This window comes from Streptomyces hyderabadensis (genome assembly GCF_020404845.1).
GTDB classification, from domain to species: Bacteria; Actinomycetota; Actinomycetes; order Streptomycetales; family Streptomycetaceae; genus Streptomyces; species Streptomyces hyderabadensis.
In genome coordinates this window covers 94699-115175 of record NZ_JAIOJZ010000007.1, presented here as the reverse complement: position 1 = coordinate 115175, position 20477 = coordinate 94699, and the positions used below count along the sequence as shown (strand labels likewise).

Annotated in this window: 22 protein-coding genes and 2 pseudogenes; 11 read left to right on the top strand and 13 right to left on the bottom strand. The window is 71.9% G+C overall.

Annotated features, from left to right (window positions below; all coding sequences use genetic code 11):
* Positions 1-10: 10 nt before the first annotated feature.
* Together trpS and K7854_RS08275 are read left to right on the top strand one after the other, a co-directional pair.
* Positions 11-1030, top strand: a complete 1020-nt coding sequence (gene trpS, locus K7854_RS08280) for a tryptophan--tRNA ligase (protein WP_226025777.1) — start codon at positions 11-13, stop codon at positions 1028-1030.
* A 176-nt stretch (positions 1031-1206) separates the two neighbouring features.
* Positions 1207-1785 (top strand): 2'-5' RNA ligase family protein, encoded by a 579-nt coding sequence (locus K7854_RS08275; RefSeq protein WP_226025717.1) that lies wholly within the window; start codon positions 1207-1209, stop codon positions 1783-1785.
* 60 nt (positions 1786-1845) lie between these two features.
* Here the strand turns inward: K7854_RS08275 and dprE2 are convergent, their stop codons facing one another.
* Both dprE2 and dprE1 read right to left on the bottom strand, forming a co-directional pair.
* Entirely contained in the window at positions 1846-2601 is a 756-nt protein-coding gene (gene dprE2, locus K7854_RS08270) for a decaprenylphospho-beta-D-erythro-pentofuranosid-2-ulose 2-reductase (RefSeq protein ID WP_226025716.1), read from the bottom strand.
* Between the two features lie 34 nt (positions 2602-2635).
* On the bottom strand, positions 2636-4021 hold the full coding sequence (gene dprE1, locus K7854_RS08265) for a decaprenylphosphoryl-beta-D-ribose oxidase (protein WP_226025715.1): 1386 nt from the start codon (positions 4019-4021) through the stop codon (positions 2636-2638).
* Positions 4022-4163: 142 nt separating this feature from the next.
* Here dprE1 and K7854_RS08260 point away from each other — a divergent pair, with 142 nt between their 5' ends.
* The 4 genes from K7854_RS08260 to K7854_RS08245 are packed head-to-tail and all read left to right on the top strand — an operon-like array spanning position 4164 to position 7021.
* The gene (locus tag K7854_RS08260) at positions 4164-4673 is read left to right on the top strand and encodes a phosphatase PAP2 family protein (protein WP_226025714.1); all 510 of its coding nucleotides are present in this window, start codon (positions 4164-4166) and stop codon (positions 4671-4673) included.
* A 7-nt stretch (positions 4674-4680) separates the two neighbouring features.
* On the top strand, positions 4681-5634 hold the full coding sequence (locus K7854_RS08255) for a decaprenyl-phosphate phosphoribosyltransferase (protein ID WP_226025776.1): 954 nt from the start codon (positions 4681-4683) through the stop codon (positions 5632-5634).
* Positions 5628-6101 (top strand): GtrA family protein, encoded by a 474-nt coding sequence (locus tag K7854_RS08250; protein ID WP_226025713.1) that lies wholly within the window; start codon positions 5628-5630, stop codon positions 6099-6101. Before K7854_RS08255 ends, K7854_RS08250 begins: the two co-directional genes overlap by 7 nt.
* On the top strand, positions 6089-7021 hold the full coding sequence (locus K7854_RS08245; protein WP_226025712.1) for a YihY/virulence factor BrkB family protein: 933 nt from the start codon (positions 6089-6091) through the stop codon (positions 7019-7021). Before K7854_RS08250 ends, K7854_RS08245 begins: the two co-directional genes overlap by 13 nt.
* Here K7854_RS08245 and K7854_RS08240 read toward each other — a convergent pair.
* On the bottom strand, positions 6969-8243 hold the full coding sequence (locus K7854_RS08240) for a D-alanyl-D-alanine carboxypeptidase family protein (protein ID WP_345605581.1): 1275 nt from the start codon (positions 8241-8243) through the stop codon (positions 6969-6971). The two genes, K7854_RS08245 and K7854_RS08240, sit on opposite strands and share 53 nt — an antisense overlap.
* Between K7854_RS08240 and K7854_RS37965 the strand changes: the two genes are divergently transcribed.
* Both K7854_RS37965 and K7854_RS08230 read left to right on the top strand, forming a co-directional pair.
* Positions 8134-8562 carry an SCO4848 family membrane protein gene (locus K7854_RS37965; RefSeq protein ID WP_505016448.1) on the top strand — a complete coding sequence of 143 codons (429 nt, stop codon included), beginning with the start codon at positions 8134-8136 and terminating at the stop codon, positions 8560-8562. The genes K7854_RS08240 and K7854_RS37965 overlap by 110 nt on opposite strands.
* Before the next feature lie 37 nt (positions 8563-8599).
* Positions 8600-9919: a metallophosphoesterase gene (locus K7854_RS08230; RefSeq protein ID WP_226025710.1), complete on the top strand. Its 1320-nt coding sequence runs from the start codon at positions 8600-8602 to the stop codon at positions 9917-9919.
* On the opposite strand, the gene K7854_RS08225 is transcribed toward K7854_RS08230, so the two are convergent.
* The 10 genes and pseudogenes from K7854_RS08225 to K7854_RS08180 form a co-directional block, all read right to left on the bottom strand.
* Positions 9910-10665, bottom strand: coding sequence for a TetR/AcrR family transcriptional regulator (locus tag K7854_RS08225; RefSeq protein WP_226025709.1), 756 nt, complete (start codon positions 10663-10665; stop codon positions 9910-9912). The two genes, K7854_RS08230 and K7854_RS08225, sit on opposite strands and share 10 nt — an antisense overlap.
* Before the next feature lie 11 nt (positions 10666-10676).
* Entirely contained in the window at positions 10677-11165 is a 489-nt protein-coding gene (locus K7854_RS08220; protein WP_226025708.1) for a thiol-disulfide oxidoreductase DCC family protein, read from the bottom strand.
* A gap of 4 nt (positions 11166-11169) precedes the next feature.
* The gene (locus tag K7854_RS08215; RefSeq protein ID WP_226025707.1) at positions 11170-11577 is read right to left on the bottom strand and encodes a hypothetical protein; all 408 of its coding nucleotides are present in this window, start codon (positions 11575-11577) and stop codon (positions 11170-11172) included.
* An 85-nt stretch (positions 11578-11662) separates the two neighbouring features.
* A complete protein-coding gene (locus K7854_RS08210) occupies positions 11663-12073 on the bottom strand; it encodes a VOC family protein (protein ID WP_226025706.1) in 411 nt (136 codons plus the stop codon).
* A gap of 41 nt (positions 12074-12114) precedes the next feature.
* A complete protein-coding gene (locus K7854_RS08205) occupies positions 12115-12735 on the bottom strand; it encodes a Uma2 family endonuclease (RefSeq protein ID WP_226025705.1) in 621 nt (206 codons plus the stop codon).
* Positions 12736-12900: 165 nt separating this feature from the next.
* Positions 12901-13674: a succinate dehydrogenase iron-sulfur subunit gene (locus K7854_RS08200; protein ID WP_052839744.1), complete on the bottom strand. Its 774-nt coding sequence runs from the start codon at positions 13672-13674 to the stop codon at positions 12901-12903.
* Complete coding sequence (sdhA, locus tag K7854_RS08195) at positions 13674-15428, bottom strand: succinate dehydrogenase flavoprotein subunit (RefSeq protein WP_226025704.1); 1755 nt, start codon at positions 15426-15428, stop codon at positions 13674-13676. The genes K7854_RS08200 and sdhA overlap by 1 nt, the downstream gene beginning before the upstream one ends.
* Before the next feature lie 19 nt (positions 15429-15447).
* On the bottom strand, positions 15448-15930 hold the full coding sequence (locus K7854_RS08190; RefSeq protein WP_030145603.1) for a succinate dehydrogenase hydrophobic membrane anchor subunit: 483 nt from the start codon (positions 15928-15930) through the stop codon (positions 15448-15450).
* A gap of 5 nt (positions 15931-15935) precedes the next feature.
* Entirely contained in the window at positions 15936-16316 is a 381-nt protein-coding gene (gene sdhC, locus K7854_RS08185; protein ID WP_003974113.1) for a succinate dehydrogenase, cytochrome b556 subunit, read from the bottom strand.
* A gap of 181 nt (positions 16317-16497) precedes the next feature.
* Positions 16498-17069: pseudogene (locus K7854_RS08180) on the bottom strand (2-oxo-4-hydroxy-4-carboxy-5-ureidoimidazoline decarboxylase).
* 263 nt (positions 17070-17332) lie between these two features.
* Between K7854_RS08180 and K7854_RS08175 the strand changes: the two are divergent.
* The 3 genes and pseudogenes from K7854_RS08175 to K7854_RS08165 all read left to right on the top strand — a co-directional run bounded on the left by K7854_RS08175 (position 17333) and on the right by K7854_RS08165 (position 20380).
* Positions 17333-18898, top strand: coding sequence for a beta-N-acetylhexosaminidase (locus tag K7854_RS08175; protein ID WP_372481016.1), 1566 nt, complete (start codon positions 17333-17335; stop codon positions 18896-18898).
* 147 nt (positions 18899-19045) lie between these two features.
* Positions 19046-19486: pseudogene (locus tag K7854_RS08170) on the top strand (hypothetical protein); the annotation flags it as partial.
* Positions 19487-19810: 324 nt separating this feature from the next.
* Entirely contained in the window at positions 19811-20380 is a 570-nt protein-coding gene (locus K7854_RS08165) for a hypothetical protein (protein WP_226025702.1), read from the top strand.
* Positions 20381-20477 lie beyond the last annotated feature (97 nt).

The following is a 20477-nucleotide window of genomic DNA, read 5'->3' as shown; positions in this document are numbered from 1 at the left end:
TGAGAGAATGATGAGCATGGCCAACGAACGTCCCCGCGTGCTCTCCGGTATCCAGCCGACCTCCGGCTCGTTCCACCTCGGCAACTACCTCGGCGCCGTCCGCCAGTGGGTCGACATGCAGAACACCCACGACGCGTTCTACATGGTCGTCGACCTGCACGCGATCACGGTCCCGCAGGACCCGAAGGAGCTGCGCGAGAACACCCGCGTCGCCGCCGCCCAGCTCCTCGCGGCCGGCCTCGACCCGGACCGCTGCACCCTGTTCGTGCAGAGCCACGTCCCCGAGCACGCCCAGCTCGGCTGGCTGATGAACTGCATCACCGGCTTCGGCGAGGCCTCCCGGATGACGCAGTTCAAGGACAAGTCCGCCAAGCAGGGCAACGACCGCACCACCGTCGGCCTGTTCACCTACCCGATGCTGATGGTCGCCGACATCCTGCTCTACCAGGCCGACCAGGTCCCCGTCGGCGAGGACCAGCGCCAGCACCTGGAGCTGACCCGCGACCTCGCGGACCGCTTCAACCAGACCTACGGCGACGCCTTCACCGTCCCGAGCGCCTACATCCTCAAGGAGACGGCGAAGATCTACGACCTTCAGGAGCCGACCGCCAAGATGAGCAAGTCGGCGGCCACCCCGAAGGGCCTGATCAACCTCCTCGACGAGCCGAAGGCCACCGCGAAGAAGGTCAGGAGCGCGGTCACGGACACCGACACCGTGGTCCGCTTCGACCGCGAGCACAAGCCCGGCGTCAGCAACCTGCTGACGATCTACTCCACCCTCACCGGTGCCGAGATCGCGGAGCTGGAGCAGAAGTACGAGGGCAAGGGCTACGGCGCGCTGAAGACCGACCTCGCCGACGCCGTCGTGGAGTTCGTCACCCCCTTCCGGGAGCGGACCCGGCAGTACCTGGACGACCCGGAGACGCTCGACGCGATCCTCGCCAAGGGCGCGGAGAAGGCCAGGAGCGTGGCCGCCGAGACCCTCGCCCGGGCGTACGACAGGGTGGGCTTCCTGCCCGCCAAGCACTGATCCGCGAGGGTGCCCGGGGTGCCGCCCCCCGCGGTGCCCCCGGCACCGGCCGTGCGCCCCGGCACGCCGCCGTAGCGCTGCACATCACTCCGGTTGCGCCTGCCCACGGCACGGCGGTGGCCGTACAGTCGATATCCGGGTGTCCGGCCGACGGACACACAACGACAGGAGACGAAGTGGGGACCGTAACGATCGGCGTGTCGATCGCGGTCCCGGAGCCTCACGGCAGCAAGCTCCAGCAGCTGCGCGCGGGCTTCGGCGACGCCGCTGCTCACGGCATCCCCACGCACGTCACCCTGCTGCCGCCGACCGAGGTCGACGGCGGCGCGCTGCCCGCGATCGAGGCGCACCTGGCGGAGGTGGCGGCACGCGGCCGGCCCTTCCCGATGCGACTGTCCGGCACCGGCACCTTCCGCCCGCTCTCGCCCGTCGTATTCGTCCAGGTGGTCGAGGGCGCGGCGGCCTGCTCCTGGCTGCAGAAGCGGGTGCGCGACGCGTCCGGCCCCGTCCCCCGCGAACTGCAGTTCCCGTACCACCCGCACGTCACCGTGGCGCACGGCATCGACGAGGCCGCGATGGACCGCGCCTACGAGGAGCTGTCCGACTACGAGGCCCAGTGGCCCTGCACCGGCTTCGCGCTGTACGAGCAGGGCGCCGACGCGGTCTGGCGCAAGCTGCGCGAGTTCCCCTTCGGCAGCGCCACGGTGCCCCCGCAGGCCGGGCGGGTGGAGAGCGGCACCCTGCCGACCCGGTAGCCGGGGAGAGCGGGGGCCGCGCGCCTCACACCGGCAGCCGGGATGCGCCGGGGCCGCGCCTCACACCGGCAGCCGCCGGAACACCGTCCGGGGCAGGTGCCGCACCGCCGACATCACCACCCGCAGCGCGCCCGGCACCCACACCGTCTCCGAGCGCCGCCGCAGCCCCAGCTCGATCGCCGTGGCGACCGCCTCGGGCGTGGTGGCGAGCGGCGCCTCGGCCATCCCCTCCGTCATCCGCGACCGCACGAACCCGGGCCGTACGACCATGACGTGCACGCCCGTGCCGTGCAGCGCGTCGCCCAGGCCCTGCGCGAAGGCGTCCAGGCCGGCCTTGCTGGAGCCGTAGATGAAGTTGGCGCGGCGGGCCCGCTCGCCGGCCACGGAGGAGAGCACCACCAGCGAGCCGTGCCCCTGCGCCTGCAGTGAACGGGCGGCGACCAGCCCGGCCGAGACCGCGCCGGTGTAGTTGGTCTGCGCGACCCGCACCGCGTTCAGCGGCTCGCGCTCGTCGTGCGCCTGGTCGCCCAGGACGCCGAAGGCCAGCAGCACCAGGTCGATGTCGCCCTCGGCGAACACCTTGCCGAGCGCCGCCTCGTGGGACTCGGGCTCCAGCGCGTCGAAGGCGACCGTGCGCACCTCGGCGCCGAGCCCGCGCAGCTGCTCGGCGGCCGCCTCCAGGGCGGGGGAGGGGCGTCCGGCCAGCCACACCGTACGGGCGCGGCGGGCCACCAGACGGCGCACGGTGGCCAGCGCGATCTCGGACGTACCGCCGAGGACGAGGAGGGACTGGGGGAGGCCGAAGGCGTCCTTCACGGCTGCTCCAGACAGGTCGGTGCGGGCGGGGGTGTCACAGGGCGAGGCGGCGGGCCAGGTCGGAGACGAACACCCCGCGCGGGTCCAGCTCGGCGCGCAGGGCACGGAAGTCGTCCAGGCGGGGGTACATCGCGGCGAGCAGTTCCGGGCGCAGCCGGGAGTCCTTGGCGAGGTAGACCCGGCCGCCCGCGTGAGCGACCTCCTCGTCCAGCTCGTCCAGGAACGCGCCGAGCCCGGGCAGCCGCGCCGGGATGTCCAGCGCGAGGGTCCAGCCCGGGACGGGGAAGGAGAGCCAGCCCGGGTCGGCCGCGCCGAAGCGCTTGAGGACGGCCAGGAAGGAGGGGCAGCGGCGGGCGGAGATGCGCCCCACGATCCGGCGCAGGGCCTCCTCCCGGCCGTGTCCGACGACGAACTGGTACTGCACGAAGCCCCCGCGGCCGTAGACGCGGTTCCAGTGCGGGACGCCGTCCAGCGGGTGGAAGAAGGTGGAGATCCGCTGGAGCCGGCCGCGGCTGCACCGGGGGGCCTTGCGGTACCAGACCTCGTTGAACAGGCCCACCGAGGTCCGGCCGAGCAGTCCGCCCGGCAGGAAGTCGGGGGTGGCGGGCAGCCGGGAGGTGCGGAAGGCCAGCGGCGCGCGCCGGGCCCGGGAGCGGGCGGGCAGCGCGTCCAGCGGGGCGTGGTCGCCGCGGGTGAGCACCGCGCGGCCGGTCGCCCTGCCGCGCGCGAGGAGGTCGATCCAGGCGACCGAGTAGCGGTAGCGGTGGTCGGTGGCGGTGAGCCGGGCCATCAGGTCGTCCAGGTCGTCGGCCCGCTCGGTGTCCACCGACATCAGCGCCGTCTCGACCGGCTGCAGCCGCAGCGTCGCGGTGAGGATCACCCCGGTCAGACCCATGCCGCCCGCGGTCGCGTCGAACAGGGGCGTGCCCGGGGCCACGGTGCGGACCCGGCCGTCGGCGGTGAGCAGCTCCAGGGAGAGCACGTGCCGCGCGAAGGACCCCGACACGTGGTGGTTCTTGCCGTGGATGTCCGCGCCGATCGCCCCGCCGACCGTCACGTACCGGGTGCCGGGCGTCACCGGCACGAACCAGCCCAGCGGCAGCAGCACCTCCATCAGCCGGTGCAGGGAGACCCCCGCGTCGCACAGCACGGTGCCGCCGGCGACGTCGACGGCGTGCACCCGGTCCAGCGCCGTCATGTCGAGCACGGCACCCCCGGCGTTCTGCGCCGCGTCCCCGTACGCCCGTCCGAGCCCCCGCGCGATGCCGCCGCGGACCCCGCAGTCCCGGACGGCGACGGCCGCCTCCTCGTACGTCCGCGGCCGGACGACGAGCGCCCCGGTGGGTGCCGTACGGCCCCAGCCGGTGACGGTGCCCCAGTCGGCGTACGAGTCGGTGTCGCGCACGGTGTCGGCAGACATGGCGGTGACCGTATCGCCCCGTCCGTCCCTGCGTGAATGATTGGTTCCAAAACATTCGGAGCATCCCTGAAACGGGTGATTAATGGTATGTCGCTCCGGTGTGCCCGCCCTCCCGTGCCGCGGGCGTGGACAGTGAGTCCACATGGACGACCTCGACGACATGGACCACCGGATCGTCAGCGCGCTCAGGGCCTGCGGAACCGACCCGCGCGTGGCCGGCGCCGCGCGCGCCCTGTCCTGGGCCGGGGAACACGGGGCGCTGTGGCTCGCGGCGGGCCTCACCGCGGCCGCCGTGGACGCACCCCGGCGCACGGCCTGGCTGCGCGGCACCGCGCTCACCGCCGGCGCCCACGTCGTCAGCATGGGCGTGAAGCGGGTGGTGCGCCGCCCCCGCCCCGCGCACGTCGTCCCCCTGGTGCGCACCGCGGGCCGGCACTCCTTCCCCAGCTCCCACGCCACCTCGGCCGCCGCGGCCGCCGTCGTCTCCGGCACGCTCGGGGTACGGGCCGCCTGGCCGCTCGCCGCCGCGGTGTGCGCCTCCCGGCTGGTCGTCGGCGTCCACTACCCCTCGGACATCGCGGCGGGCGCCGCCCTGGGCGCGCTCACGGCCCGGCTCGGCGCCGACTGGATGCGCGGAGGCACCCGTGACTGACACCGCCGTGACCGACACCGCCGTCCTGCGCCAACGCGCCCCCGAACAGCAGCGCGAGCCCGACCCGCCGCGCCGGGCCCGACACGTCCCGGCCGGACTGCTGCGCACCGCGCGCCCCCGCCAGTGGATCAAGAACGTCCTGGTCGTCGCCGCCCCGGCCGCCGCCGGCGAGCTGTTCTCCGCCCACGCGCTGGGCCGGCTCGCCCTGGTCTTCGTCCTGTTCACCGCCTGCGCCGCCGCCGTCTACCTGGTCAACGACGCCCGCGACGCCGAGGCCGACCGCGCCCACCCGGTCAAACGGCACCGCCCGGTCGCCGCCGGACAGGTCCCGGTGCCGCTCGCCTACGCCGTCGGAGGCGTCCTGGGCGTCCTCGCGCCCGTCCTCGCCGCCCGGCTGTGCCCCGCGCCCGTCGCGGCCCTGCTGACCGCCTACCTGGCCATGCAACTGGCGTACTGCGTCAGCCTCAAGCACGTCCTGGTCGTCGACCTCGCCGTCGTCACCACCGGCTTCCTGATGCGGGCGATGGTCGGCGGACTCGCGCTCGGCATCCCCCTGTCGCGCTGGTTCCTCATCACCACCGGCTTCGGCGCCCTGTTCATGGTCGCCGCCAAGCGCTACTCCGAAGCCGTCCAGATGGCCGGGAAGCAGGGCGCCACGCGCGCCCTGCTCACCGAGTACACCACCGGCTACCTGCGCTTCGTCTGGCAGCTCGCCGCCGGGGTCGCCGTGCTCGGCTACTGCCTGTGGGCCATGGAGGAGGGCGGCGTCCCGCACACCAGCGTGCTGCCCTGGCGCCAGCTCTCCATGGTCGCCTTCGTCCTGGCCGTGCTGCGCTACGCCGTCTTCGCCGACCGCGGCACCGCGGGCGAACCCGAGGACGTGGTCCTGCGCGACCGCGCCCTCGCGCTGATCGGCGTCGTCTGGCTCGCCATGTACGGCCTGGCGGTGGCCAATTGGTAGCCGACCGGCGCGAACTGCTCGGCTTCGCCTCCGTCGGCCTGCTCGCCTACGCCGTCGACCTCGGCCTCTTCACCGTCCTGCGCGGCCCCGCCGGACTCGACCCGCTCACCGCCAAGACGCTCTCCTTCGTCGCCGGGTGCTCGGTCGCCTACGCGGGCAACGCGCTGGGCACCTACCGCCACCTCGGCCGCCCCCGGGGCCTGCGGCCCTGCGCGGTGTTCTTCGCCGTGAACGCCGCCGGTGCCGCCGTACAGCTGCTCTGCCTGGCCGTCAGCCACTACGGGCTCGGCCTCACCTCGCAGCGCGCCGACACGGTCTCCGGCGCCGGGGTCGGCATGGTGCTGGGCACGATCCTGCGGTTCTGGGGCACAAGAACCCTGGTCTTCCGGTCCGGCGCCGCGGCGGACGGCCGGAAGGGATCATGGAACGGGACGAGCGGGGGCAGGGTCGGAACATGGACTGGCTGAAGAAGCTCCCCGTCGTGGGACCGTGGATCGCCCGACTGATGACCACGCACGCGTGGCGCTCCTACGAGCGGCTCGACCGGGTGAAGTGGTCCCGGCTGGCCGCCGCCATGACCTTCACCAGCTTCGTGGCGCTCTTCCCGCTGCTGAGCCTGGCCGCCGCCGTCGCCGCCGCCACGCTCAGCAAGAAGCAGCAGGAGCAGCTCCAGGACAAGCTCGCCGACCAGATCCCCGGCATCTCCGACCAACTGGACATCCAGGGGCTCGTCGACAACGCCGGCACCGTCGGCGTGATCTCCGCGCTGCTGCTGCTGTTCACCGGCATGGGCTGGATCGAGGCCACCCGGGGCTGTCTGCGCGCCGTCTGGGAGCTGCCCGACGAGGAGGAGAACCCGGTCCTGCACCGGGCCAAGGACGCGGGCGTCCTGGTCGGCCTCGGCGGCGCGCTGCTGATCACCGTCGGCATCTCCACCGTCGCCTCGGCGCTGGTCGGCTGGATCATCCGCACCCTCGGCCTCGCCCAGGGCGGGGTCGGCGGCGTCCTGCTCTACGTCGCCGCCTTCGCCGTCGCCGTGCTCGCCGACTTCCTGCTGCTTCTGTACGTGCTGACCCTGCTGCCCGGCGTCCAGCCCGAACGCCGCCGCCTGGTGGTGGCCGCGCTGATCGGCGCGGTCGGCTTCGAACTGCTGAAGCTGCTGCTCAGCGGCTACATCCAGGGCGTCGCCGCGAAGAGCATGTACGGCGCCTTCGGTGTCCCCGTCGCCCTGCTGCTGTGGATCAACTTCACCGCGAAGCTGGTGCTGTTCTGCGCCTCCTGGACCGCGACGGGCAGCAAGGCGCAGGAGCTGGGGGAGCCGGGCGGCGCGGACGTCACGGACGGGTCCGGCGACGGACCAGGTCCGGCAGCGGCCACTTCCGGTTGACCAGGAACGCGCCGCCCGCGAGCAGCACCAGCACCCCCGCGGTGATGCCGGCCGCGACCCCGATGCCGCCCGCGCCGTCCCCGGCCTGGGCGCCCGCCACCGGCTTGGCGCCCGCGGCGCCCTTCCCGGTGCCGCCGGCCTCACCGGAGGCCTCGGCCGAGGGGCTCGCCGCGGTGGCGCTCTTCGGGCCCACCAGCTCCCCCACCGGCCGCACCTTCCCGGCCGCCGCGAAGCCCCAGTCGAGCAGCCGGGCGGTCTCCTTGTAGACCTCGTTGTGCTCGTCCTTGGCCGGGTTCATCACGGTGACGAGCAGCACCCGGCCGTCGCGCTCGGCGACACCCGTGAAGGTGGCGCCCGCGTTGGTGGTGTTGCCGTTCTTCACGCCCGCGATGCCGGGGTAGACCTCGACGTCGGAGTCACCGGCCAGGAGCCGGTTGGTGTTCTGGATCTCGAAGGTCCCGCGGGACGTCTTGCCCTTCTTGTTCTTCGTGGTCTCGCCCGGGAACTTCGCCCGGACCGTCGAGGCGTACTCGCGGAAGTCCTTCTTCTGCAGCCCCGAACGGGCGAACAGCGTCAGGTCGTACGCGGAGGAGACCTGCCCGGGCATGTCGTAGCCGTCGGGGCTGACCACGGTGGTGTCGCCCGCCTGCAACTCCTTCGCGTGCGCGTTCATGTCCGCGACGGTCTTCTCGACGCCGCCGTTCATCGCCGACAGCACGTGCACCGCGTCGTTGCCGGAGCGCAGGAAGACCCCGAGCCACAGGTCGTGGACGGTGTACGTCTCGTTCTCCTTGACGCCGACCAGGCTGGACCCGGAGCCGATGCCCGCGAGGTCGGAGGGCTCGACCTTGTGCTTCGTGGTCTTCGGCCACTTCGGCAGCAGCGTGTCCGCGAACAGCATCTTCAGGGTGCTCGCCGGAGCGAGCCGCCAGTGCGCGTTGTGCGCGGCCAGCACGTCGCCCGACTCGGCGTCCGCGACGATCCAGGAGCGGGCGGTGAGGTCCTTCGGCAGCACGGGCGCCCCGCCCGCCAGCTCCGCCTGCGTCCCGGGCTTGCCGAGCCGCGCGCCGCCCACCACCGACATCGACGCGGGGGGAGTGGCCGACGGACTCGTGGACGGGCTCGGGGCGGCGAGCGCGGCCGGGGAGAGGACGGCGAGAGCGGTCAGGGCGGCGGAGGTGACCGACAGGGTTCGCCTGAGGGCCTTCTTGGGAGCGGGCACGAGCGGAAACGTACCGTCCGGGAGCGGCGTCTTCCCACCCCGCGCACGGTTCCGGACACCGTGCGGCGATACTGAAACCATGAAGCTCAGCCGCCCCGTCTCCTGGTTCCTGCTCGCTTTCGGGGTGTGGAGCTGGATCATCTGGATCACTTTCGTCAAAAACCTGGTCAAGGACGGCAGCGGGCTCGCCTTCGAGGACGGCGACCCCACGGCGTACTTCTGGGTGCACCTGCTGCTCGCGATCGTCTCCTTCGTATTGGGGACGGTCGTCGGGGTCATCGGGTTGCGCGGGGTGCGCGCACTGCGCCGAACGTCATAGGCGTCGAGGACGTCACAAACCGAGGGGATACGACGGCATGGTGGTCGTCTTCGTGCTGGTCGCGTTGCTGATGGTGGGCGTCCTGGTGACGGCCAACTGGTACGTGTGGCGGCGCCTGTTCCGCGACACCACCCGCGCTCCGGGCCCCGTGCGCCGGATCGGCGCGGTGGTGATCGCCGGGGGCTGGCTGCTGGCGGTCGGCGCACTGGTCGCCGAGCGCACGGGGGCGCCGTTCTGGCTCCAGCGGGTGCTCGCCTGGCCGGGCTTCCTGTGGCTGGCCCTGTCGATCTACCTGCTGCTCGCGGTGGTCGCGGGCGAGGTCGTCCGGCCGCTGCTGCGGATGCTCCTGGAGCGCAGGGCGGCCGCGCGGCACACGGAGGACGCGCAGCCGTCGGTCTCCCCGGCCGCGGACACCTCGCGCATACCGGCCGGGACGGCGCCGCCGAAGGCATCCGAGGCATCCGAGGCACCCGAGCCGCCCGGGACGCCGGGGCCCGGCCCCGAGGACGCGTCCACGAGCCCCCTCGCCCTCCCCTCCCGCCGCCTCTTCGTCTCCCGCGTCGTCGCCGGTGCCGCCGCCGCGGCAGCCGTGGGGACGGTCGGCTACGGCACGTACGGCGTGCTGAACGGCCCGAGCGTGAAGCGGGTCACCGTGCCGCTGGCCAGGCTCCCGCGCGCGGCGCACGGCTTCCGCATCGCCGTGGTCAGCGACATCCACCTCGGCCCGGTGCTCGGCCGGGGCTTCGCCCAGAAGGTCGTCGACACCATCAACTCCACCCAGCCCGACCTGATCGCCGTCGTCGGCGACCTGGTCGACGGCAGCGTGAAGGACCTCGGCCCGGCCGCCGCCCCGCTGGCCCAGCTCAAGGCCCGGCACGGCGCGTACTTCGTCACCGGCAACCACGAGTACTTCTCCGGCGCCGAGCAGTGGGTCGCCGAGGTGCGGCGGCTCGGGCTGATCCCGCTGGAGAACGCCCGCACCGAGCTGCCCCACTTCGACCTGGCCGGCGTCAACGACGTGGCGGGCGAGGACGAGGGCCAGGGCCCCGACTACGACAGGGCACTCGGCGACCGGGACCGCTCCCGCGCCTGCGTGCTGCTCGCCCACCAGCCGGTGCAGATCCACGACGCGGTCGACCACGGCGTCGACCTCCAGCTGTCCGGCCACACCCACGGCGGCCAGCTCTGGCCCGGCAACCTCATCGCGGGCGCCGCCAACCCGACGCTGGCGGGCCTGGAGCGCTACGGCGACACCCAGCTCTACGTCAGCCGTGGCGCGGGCGCCTGGGGCCCTCCCACGCGTGTGGGGGCGCCCTCGGACATCACGGTGATCCAGCTGGCGTCCCGTCAGGCCTGAGGACCGGCATCCCGCGCCGGCTTCTTCGCAGGGTCCGGCATCACCTTCGTCATCCCCGGCAGGAAGTCCGTGAACAGCTCGTGCACCTCGCGCACCAGGGGACGCAGCACCCGGAAGCGGGCCAGCACGACGCCCCGCGCGGTGAGCCGGGCGCCGCGCTCGGCGAGGCGGTAGCTGCGCTCGCGGCCCTCGGTGCGGTCGAAGATCCAGTACAGGACGAGGCCCATCTGGGAGAGCCACATCAGCTCCGGCAGGATGTCCCGCAGGTCCTCGGGCACCTTGGTCTTCGCCCCGGCGAGCACCGCGCGGTGGATGCCGATGGCCTCCACGCGCGCGTGTTCCGACTCCGGGGAGAAGGGACTGAGCGGGCTGTCCGGGTCGGCGGCGTTCTTGAAGAACTGCACCGCGAACTCGTGGTACGGCGTGGCGATGTCCAGCCAGACCTTCAGCACGCCCGCCAGCCGTGCCTCCAGGTCGGTCTCCTTGGCCAGGACCTCGCGGACCGCCGCCCGGTGCTCGGCGGCGATCCGGTCGTAGAAGCCCTGGATCAGGTGTTCCTTGCCGGCGAAGTAGTAGTACGCGTTGCCGACGGAGACCCCGGCCTCCTGGGCGATGGCCCGCATCGTGGTCCGGTCGTAACCGCGTTCCTGGAACAGCCGCATGGCCGTTTCCAGGATCAGCGCGCGGGTCTGCTCGGACTTGCTGAGGTGGGCACCGTCGTCGGCGCCGTCGTGGGTCGCAGGCACGGGTCCAGAGCCTATCCAGTGGCGCAGGCGCCGTCGTCACAGCCCGGCCCCGTGTAGATCCACCCGAGGCCGGGCTCGTAGACCCAGCCGTCCGCCCTGCGGTACCCGTTGCCGCCCCACTGCCGCTGCCCGCCCCGCCACTTGGCGGCGGCCAGGACGGCCCCCCGGGCCAGCCAGGCGCCCTTGGGCGTGCTGAGCCGGTGGGCGAGCCTGCGGTACCTGCGCAGCGCCCACAGGACGACCACCCAGGCGGCGGCGCCCCGGTAGACCTGCCCGGCGTCGCCCACGGCGGTGACCTCGTCCAGGGTGGCCCCGTGGTCGAGCCCGGGGAAGCGCCTGCGCGCCTCCTGGGACGCGGCCGGGACCAGGTCCAGCGGCACCAGCCGGGGCTGGCGCCGCAGCCAGTCCCGTACATGCGTGCACAGGGCGCACTCGGCGTCGTAGAGGACGGTGAGCCGGCGCACGGGGGCGCCGGCCGTCGTCCCGGGAGCGGGAGCCATCGGCTCAGGCCCCGGCCGTCGGGGCCACCCAGCCCTGCGGCGGGACCGGGGGCACCTGCTCCTGCTCCATCAGTCCGCGCCGCCGGATCTTGTTGAGCACGTACACGTTGCCCAGGTGCATCACGCCGAGCACCAGCAGCACCACGCCGAGCTTGGTCGACAGCGCCTCGAAGATGCCCCGGGTGTCGGTGATGGTCTCGTCGTCGCTCAGGTAGAGGGCGACGAAGCCGAGGTTGACCAGGTAGAAGCCGACCACCAGGAGGTGGTTGACGGCGTCCGCGAGCTTCTCGTTGCCGTGCAGGACGTCGGAGAGGAAGACCCGTCCGTTGCGGCTGAGCGTGCGGGCCACCCAGACGGTCAGACCGATGCTGACGGCCAGGTAGATGACGTAGGCGATGACGGTGCGGTCCATGCCCCACCCCTTCTTGAACGCGTTCAAAACGCTGACAGGACTGACTGTAGACCTGTTTTTGAACACGTTCAAGCGGGGGTTCTCGTCAGGGGCGGCGGCCCAGCTCCGGGCGCTTGGAGTAGTCCGTGAGGCCGATGACGTTGCCCCACGGGTCGGCGAACTCGACCGTCCAGCCGGTGGCCACGGGGAACGGCTCGTCGAGCGGCGGCACCCCGGCGTCCCGCAGCGCGCGGGCGGCGGCCCGGGCGTCGGTCACCTCCAGCCACACCCGCGCGGACGGCCACATCGGCGGCTGCCGCCCGAACTCCTCCTCCGCGCGCAGCAGCAGCCCGGGCGTCTCGACGCCCACCTTCAGCAGCGCGATCCCGGCCTCGTCGAGCCGGTAGGCGACCGGGAACCCGGCCCGCTCGTAGAACCCGACGGCCTCACCGAGGTCCCCGACGGGCAGCAGTACGTTGTCGAACCCGAGCAGTTCGTACGACTCGTCATCTGACATGGCGTCAGGCTAGGACGATCGTCGCCCGGAACGGCTGATTGTCAGCCCTCGTCGGGCGCGCTCTTCGGCCGTCCGGCGGCAAGGACCTCGCCGACGTCCAGCGTGACCTCGGCCCCGAGCGAGCCGGGCAGGGTGACGGTCTCGCCGGGGGAGTGGACACGGTGGGTGTAGTAGTCGGCGCAGTCCGGGTCGGTGAGGACGTGGAGTCGCTGGTGCTTGCGGTCGACGATCACGTAGACGGGCACCATGGCGGCGGCGTAGGCGGTGACCTTGGTTCTCAGGTCGTTCTTCCAGTTACTGGAGGTAACCTCCAGGACCAGGCGGAAGCAGACCGGGTCGTAGCAGTTGTTCTCGATGAGGTGGTCGTCGATGTCGGCGTCCACGATCGCCAGGTCGGGGATCGCGTAGTCCTCGGCGTCGGTGGGCAGCCAAAGTCCGACGCCTTGGACCACCTTCGATTCCGGGCCGTGTAGGCCTGCGGCCGCGAAGGGCAGGATGAGGTCGGTCAGGACTACGGCATGCGGGCCGTCCGGTGGCGGGGTCGCGAGGAGCTGGCCTCCGATGATCTCGACGCGGTAGCCCGGATTGCGGTCCATGAGGCGGTTCGCCTCCGCGATCAGCGGAAGGTCGCCGTGGGGCGGCTCTACGGATGCTGCGGACATCGCGTGCCTCCTAGGGGCTGGTGTCGAGGCCATCCTCATGGGCTGGAGAGTGCCCGTACGTCCCGTTGCTGACGGGTTCACCCGATGGTGTGGCATATGCCAGAGGGCCCCGCTTCCAGGGGAAACGGGGCCCTCACAGCCGTGAACCGGCGTACACCGACGGAGTCAGAAGCGGCGCGTGATCAGCGCTCGCTTCACCTCCGCGATGGCCTTGGTGACCTCGATGCCGCGCGGGCAGGCGTCCGTGCAGTTGAAGGTCGTGCGGCAGCGCCAGACGCCGTCGCGGTCGTTCAGGATCTCCAGCCGCTGCTCGCCGGCCTCGTCGCGCGAGTCGAAGATGAAGCGGTGGGCGTTGACGATCGCGGCAGGGCCGAAGTACTGGCCGTCGTTCCAGAACACCGGGCACGAGGACGTGCAGGCGGCGCACAGGATGCACTTGGTCGTGTCGTCGAAGCGCTCGCGGTCCTCGGCGGACTGCAGGCGTTCACGCGTCGGCTCGTTGGTGTCCTTCGTGATCAGGAAGGGCATCACGTCCCGGTACGCCTGGAAGAACGGCTCCATGTCGACGACCAGGTCCTTGAGGACCGTCAGGCCCTTGATGGGCTCGACCGTGATCGGCTTCTCGGGGCTGAGGTCCTTGATCAGCGTCTTGCAGGCGAGGCGGTTCTTGCCGTTGATCCGCATGGCGTCCGAGCCGCAGATGCCGTGCGCGCAGGAGCGGCGGAAGGTCAGGCTTCCGTCCAGGTCCCACTTGATCTTGTGCAGCGCGTCGAGGACGCGCTCCTTCGGGTCGATCTCCAGCTGGAAGTCTTCCCAGGTCGCCTCGGCCGCGACCTCCGGGTTGAACCGCCGGACGCGGAAGGTGACCGTGATGTAGGGGGAGTCGGCGAAGCCCGGCTCGGGGGCCTGGTCGCTCTTCTCCATGACAGGGGTAGCCATCAGTACTTACGCTCCATCGGCTGGTAGCGGGTCTGGACGACCGGCTTGTAGTCGAGCCGGATGGACTCGGTGCCGTCGTCGCCCACCTCGCGGTACGCCATGGTGTGGCGCATGAAGTTGACGTCGTCGCGGTTGGGGAAGTCCTCGCGGTAGTGACCGCCGCGCGACTCCTTGCGGGCGAGCGCGGACACCGCCATCACCTCGGCCAGGTCGAGCAGGTTGCCCAGCTCGACGGCCTCCAGCAGGTCGGTGTTGAAGCGCCGTCCCTTGTCCTGGATCGACACGTTCTGGTAGCGGGCGCGCAGCTCGGCGATCTTCTCGACGGCCGTCTTGATCGTCTGCTCGGTGCGGAACACCATGACGTTGGCGTCCATGCACTCCTGCAGCTCGCGGCGGATCGTCGCCACCCGCTCGGTGCCGGTGGACGAGCGCAGCCGCTCGATCTGCTCGACGACCTGGGACTCCGGGTTCTCCGGCAGCTCGACGAAGTCCGCCTTCTGCGCGTACTCCGCGGCGGCGATGCCCGCGCGGCGGCCGAAGACGTTGATGTCGAGCAGCGAGTTGGTGCCCAGGCGGTTGGCGCCGTGCACCGACACGCAGGCGACCTCGCCGGCCGCGTACAGGCCGGGCACGACGGTGGTGTTGTCCGCCAGCACCTCGCCCTCGACGTTGGTCGGGATGCCGCCCATGGCGTAGTGCGCGGTCGGCTGGATCGGGATCGGGTCCGTGTAGGGCTCGATGCCGAGGTAGGTCCGCGCGAACTCCGTGATGTCGGGCAGCTTGGCGTCCAGCTGCTCCGGCGGGAGGTGGGTGAGGTCCAGGTAGACGTGGTCGCCCTCGGGACCGCAGCCGCGGCCCTCGCGGATCTCCGTGTAGATGGAGCGCGAGACGACGTCACGCGAGGCGAGGTCCTTCATGACCGGCGCGTACTTCTCCATGAAGCGCTCGCCGTCCTTGTTGCGCAGGATGCCGCCCTCACCGCGGGCGCCCTCCGTCAGCAGGATGCCCATGCGCCAGATGCCGGTCGGGTGGAACTGGAAGAACTCCATGTCCTCCAGCGGCAGCCCGCGCCGGTACACGGCCGCCTGGCCGTCACCGGTGAGCGTGTGCGCGTTGGAGGTCACCTTGAAGAACTTGCCGGTGCCGCCGGAGGCGTAGATCACGGACTTCGCCTGGAAGACGTGGATCTCGCCGGTCGCCAGCTCGTAGGCCACCACACCGGCCGACTTCTTGACGCCGTCGACCTCGGTGATCAGCTGGTCCAGGACGTAGAACTCGTTGAAGAACTCCACGCCCTCCTTCACGCAGTTCTGGTACAGCGTCTGGAGGATCATGTGACCGGTGCGGTCGGCCGCGTAGCAGGAGCGGCGGACCGGGGCCTCGCCGTGGTTGCGGCTGTGCCCGCCGAAGCGGCGCTGGTCGATGGTGCCGTCCGGGGTCCGGTTGAACGGCAGGCCCATCTTCTCCAGGTCGAGGACCGAGTCGATGGCCTCCTTCGCCAGGATCTCGGCGGCGTCCTGGTCGACCAGGTAGTCACCGCCCTTGACCGTGTCGAAGGTGTGCCACTCCCAGTTGTCCTCCTCCACGTTGGCCAGCGCGGCGGCCATGCCGCCCTGCGCGGCGCCCGTGTGGGAGCGGGTGGGGTAGAGCTTCGTCAGCACGGCGGTGCGGCTGCGCTTGGTCGACTCGATGGCCGCGCGCATGCCGGCGCCACCGGCGCCGACGATGACGGTGTCGTACTTGTGTACCTTCATGATTTTCGCAGCCCCGTGCCTAGCGGATGTTCGGGTCGAAGGTGAAGATCACCAGCGTGCCCAGCAGGATGGTGAACACCGTGGCGGTGTAGAGCAGGCCCTTGAGCCACAGCCGGGTGTTGGGGCGCTCCGCGTAGTCGTTGATGACCGTGCGCAGGCCGTTCGCGCCGTGCAGCATCGCCAGCCAGAGCATCAGCAGGTCCCAGACCTGCCAGAACGGCGAGGCCCAGCGGCCGGCCACGAAGGCGAAGCCGATCTTCGAGACACCGCCGTCGAGCACCAGCTGGATCAGCAGGTGGCCGAGGACCAGGACGACCAGCACGACGCCGGACAGGCGCATGAAGAGCCAGGCGGCCATCTCGAAGTTGCCCCGGGTGGACTTCGGGGTCTTCTTCGTGCGGGCGCGGGGCGCCTCGATGAGCGGCGCCGGGTTGTCGACCGTGTAGAGGGAGGCGCCCTCGACGGGGCCGATCCCGGAAGCGGGGGATTCAGTCGTGGACATTGGCGTCAGCTCCCGAACAGTTCACGAGCGGCGTGGCCGAGGACGGGGTAGATCGCCCCGAGCATCAGCACGACCCACAGGGCGACGACGGTCCAGAGCATCTGCTTCTGGTAGCGGGCGCCCTTGACCCAGAAGTCGACGGCGATGACACGCAGGCCGTTGAGCGCGTGGAAGAGGATGGCGGCGACGAGGCCGTACTCCAGCAGCGCGACGATCGGCGTCTTGTACGTGGCCACGACGGTGTCGTAGGCCTCGGGGGACACCCGCACGAGAGCGGTGTCCAGCACGTGAACGAACAGGAAGAAGAAGATGAGGACGCCGGTGACTCGGTGAGCCACCCAGGACCACATTCCTTCCCGGCCGCGGTACAGCGTTCCAGCCGGCACGGAAATTTCCTCCGGGAGCGGGGTTCGGGGCCGCGCCGGCTTTCCTTGTCGGTCGGGCCCGGCCGGGTACGGTCCACCGGCCCCCAGCATGGTAGCGACGGTTGCCTGCGGCGCTTACGGGGGGCCTGCCGTTGTGATCAAACTTGCACTCAAAGGAGCAGTGGGTTTGAGCGGGCGGCGGTTACGGGGGTGGGGTTTGGTGTGGTTTGCCGGGTGCGGGTCGTGGGTGGCTGGTCGCGCAGTTCCCCGCGCCCCTCAGAGGGTGCTGGTCAGCCGCGTTCTTGCCAGTCGGCGGAGTTCCTCTGCCGCAACCAGGCGTTCTTCGTCCGGGTCGTTGTTCAAACGTGACCGGATGGCGGTCAGGACGTGGTTCAGGGTCTCGTCCGGGGAGAGGCCGTCCAGGCAGATGACGAACACGTGTCCGAAGCGGGACTCGTAGGCGGCGTGGGCCGCACTCAGGGCCGTGTGGGCCGCCGCGTAGGTGTCGTCGGGGAGGGTGGGCAGCGTCTCCGCGGACAGGGCCTCGGTCAGGTCGTCCGGGGAGAGGTCGTAGGCCGCCTCGTCCGCTGCCGCCAGGAGGGCGGGGAGGTCCGGGTAGGGGCGGTGGGCGACGAGGCGGTGGGCCCAGGCGCGGCTGTGCAGGCAGGCGAGGAGGGTCTGGGCGGCCTCGGCGGCGGTGGCCGTGTTGAAGCGCTCCAGCGGGGTGGCCGTTGCCGGTGTGGCGCGTGTTTGCACCGGTACCGGTATGGCCACTCGGCGGGGGAGGTCTGGGAGACGGTGCGCAGGCAGCGTGGGTCCTCGTGGGCTTCACGTGTGTGTCGGCAGGGGATTGTGCGAAAGATGTGGCGTCACGTTATCGAGTGACGGCAACGCGTGTCCGTCCGATGCCCGAATTTCACCCGAACGGGAGAGTTTCAGAACATGTGGTGGACGCATGACGGCAACGGCGGCCCTAGGTTGGCGCTGTGAGCCAGCACAGAGGCCGGATACCGGCGCACAGAGTGAGGCAGCGGGCCGTGATCGCCGGCGCGGTGGTCGCCGCGCTCGGCGTCGGAGTGGGTCTGTGGGCCACCGACGGCGACGGCGACGGCCCGCAGGGTTCGGCGGCCCGGGCGTCCACCGGTGAGGCGGCCGCCCCCAGCCCCAGCAGGTCCTACCCGCTGTCCAAGGCGCCGCGCACCATACCCGCCGTGCGCGAGCACACCGCGGCCCGCGGCCCCGGCTGGCAGCCCGAGAAGGGGAACCGGGTCGTCGTCGCCGACGCCGGCCTCGCCGACGAGGGCAAGCAGATCGCCGGCGACCTGGGCATGACGTACGCCGGGGAGAAGGACGACGAGCGCGCCGGGGACCTGCTGCTCGACGTCAAGGCCGACAAGGGCGCGAACCCGGAGTCGTACACCATGACCGTGCGCGACGGCCGGGTCACCGTCACCGGGCCCGCCGAGGCCGGCGTCTACTACGGCACCCGCACCCTGAAGCAGGCGGTGGACGGCGGCGGCACCGCGCCGGAGGGCGTGGTGAAGGACGAGCCGGCCAAGCCGAAGCGCGGCTTCTCGCTCGACATCGCCCGCAAGCACTACACAGCCGACTGGATCAAGGACCGGATACGCGAGCTGGGCGACCTCAAGTTCAACGAGCTGGGCCTGCACTTCTCCGACGACCAGGCCTTCCGCATCGAGTCCGACTCGCACCCCGAGATCGTCTCGGACGAGCACCTGACCAAGGCCGAGATGAAGGAGATCATCGATCTCGCCGCCTCGCGCCACATCACCGTCGTCCCCGAGATCGACTCGCCGGGCCACCTCGGCGCCGTGATCGCCGCGCACCCCGACCTCCAGCTGCGCAACGCGCAGGGCACGGCCACCCGCGGCGCCATCGACATCTCCAAGCCGGAGGCCGCGGAGATCGTCGACGACCTGCTGGACGAGTACGCCGACCTCTTCCCCGGCTCCCAGTTCCACCTGGGCGCCGACGAGTACCAGGCGCTCGTGGTGCCGGACCCGGAAGCGTCCTACCCGACACTGGCCGCCGCCGCCCGCAAGGCCTACGGCTCCGACGGCACCGTCGCCGACCTCACCACCGGCTGGCTCAACGGCCGCGCCAAGACGGTCATGGCCCACGACCGCACCCCGCGGGCCTGGAACGACGGCTTCTTCAAGGACACGTCCGTCGAGCCGCTCAAGGACATCAAGGTCGCCTACTGGACCGGCAAGGAGATCGGCGCCCGCCCGCCGACGGAGTACCTGAGCGAGGGCCGCCAGGTCCTCAACTACAACGACGAGTTCCTCTACTACGTGCTCGGGCAGCCGCAGACCTTCGTCTACCCGACCGGCCAGCGCATCTACGAGCAGTGGACCCCGCGCGTCCTGCGCGGCACCACCGCCGTCGACGCCAAGTACGACGACCAGATACTCGGCGGCAGCTTCGCCGTCTGGGGCGACTTCCCGAACGCCCAGACCCAGGCCCAGGTCGCCGAGGGCATCCGGCTGCCGCTGGCGGCGACGGTCCAGAAGCTGTGGGACCCCGGCAAACCCGAGCTGTCCTGGGCCGACTTCGAGTCGCTGGCGAACCGGCTCGACTGACTCCGGACCTCACGGGCACACCGGCACACCGGCACACCGGCACGTCCCGTTCGCGGCGCGCCGATTGACCGATCCTGCTGCGAACTCCCGTACGGCTGTGGTGGTCTTTTGACCGAGCCGAACCGACACGCCGGGGGGAACCGGGACATGGGCTACTGGGGGTACTTCGTCGTCGGCCGCGCCGAGCGGCCGCTCGCGGAACTGGAGGCGCTGTCCGGCGCCGCGGACATGACCCTGCGCCAGACCGCGCCGGACGGCTGGCAGGTGTGGGAGTTCGCGGGCGGCGACGGCGACGTCGGCAACATGAACGACCTGGCCGGGCAGACCGGCGCACCCGCGCTGTTCGGATACGTGATGGACAGCGACTGCGTGGTCGTGGAGGCGGCGGCGCCCGACAGCGGGGCGTGGACGACCTGCCTGGCGCGGACCGCCATGGCCGGGTACCTGGGCGCCGAGCGGGACGGGCTCACCCTGGAGGACTACTTCCTGGACCCCCGGGACGCCGCCGAGCGCGCCGTCGCCTGGGCCGCCGAGGCGGGGCGGGTCGCGAGCGCGGGCGAACTGGCCGCGGTGCTGTCGGACGACCCGGCGGCGGCCCCGGACGGCGGTCCCGACGGGGACCGCGACACGGACCGGGACATCGACCGCGACGCGGATCGCGATGCGGACCGGGACATCGACCGCGACGCGGATCGCGATGCGGACCGGGACATCGACCGCGACGCGGATCGCGATGCGTCTCGCGACGCGGGCCTCGCCGACGGGCCGGTGGCCGAAACCCTCTTCTTCCGGTTCCTCGACCGGCTGGGCGTCGTACCGCTGTGACACTCCCGGTCCGTCGCACGCAGTAAGGGGCAGTGCGGGCTCCGTGGTGGTGAGCGGGGCGAAGCGGCCGGAACAGGGAGGCGTCCGATGAGCCTGGTGGAACTGATCGCGCGGGCCGACGCACGCGGACTCGCCGCGAGCGGACTGGCTTGTTTGGATCGCTGCGTCCCGCTGCTCGACGGTGACGACGAGGCCCTCAGGCCCCTGTGGGCGACCCTCGCCGACGGCACCGGCGACGCGGCGGGCCGCGACTGGGCGCAGGAGCTGACGCAGGTGCGGGACAAGCTCGCCGGCCCCGACGCCACCGGCGAGGACGAGGCCGTGGTCCTGGCCCGCCGCATGCTCACGGCGGCGCCCGCCGAGTGCGCCGGACCGGCGCTGCGGACCTGGGCCGACGCCTGTTCCGTCGCCTCGCTCCGCATCCACCGGCTGCTCGACCCGGCGGCGGACCCGGCCCCGGCGGCCGATGTCCCGCGCGACGCCGGCGCGGAGGGACTGCCACCGCTCGTCGCTGCCGAACTGCGCCGCCAGATCGGCGTCCTGGAACTGCTCGCCGGTCACGGCGCGGCCGGGCTGCGTCCGGCCCTGGAGGTCTCCACGGAGGGGCGCCGCGTGCTGCGCGCGGTGGTCTCCCGCCGGGCCCGCGGCCGGGGCTGACCCGAGGCCGGCGGCACCGGCGCTCCTGTGCCCGTCGTGCGGGGAACGCGCGGCGGCGGTGCGCGGGACGTGGCGGAGGTGGGGCGGTCCTGCGCCG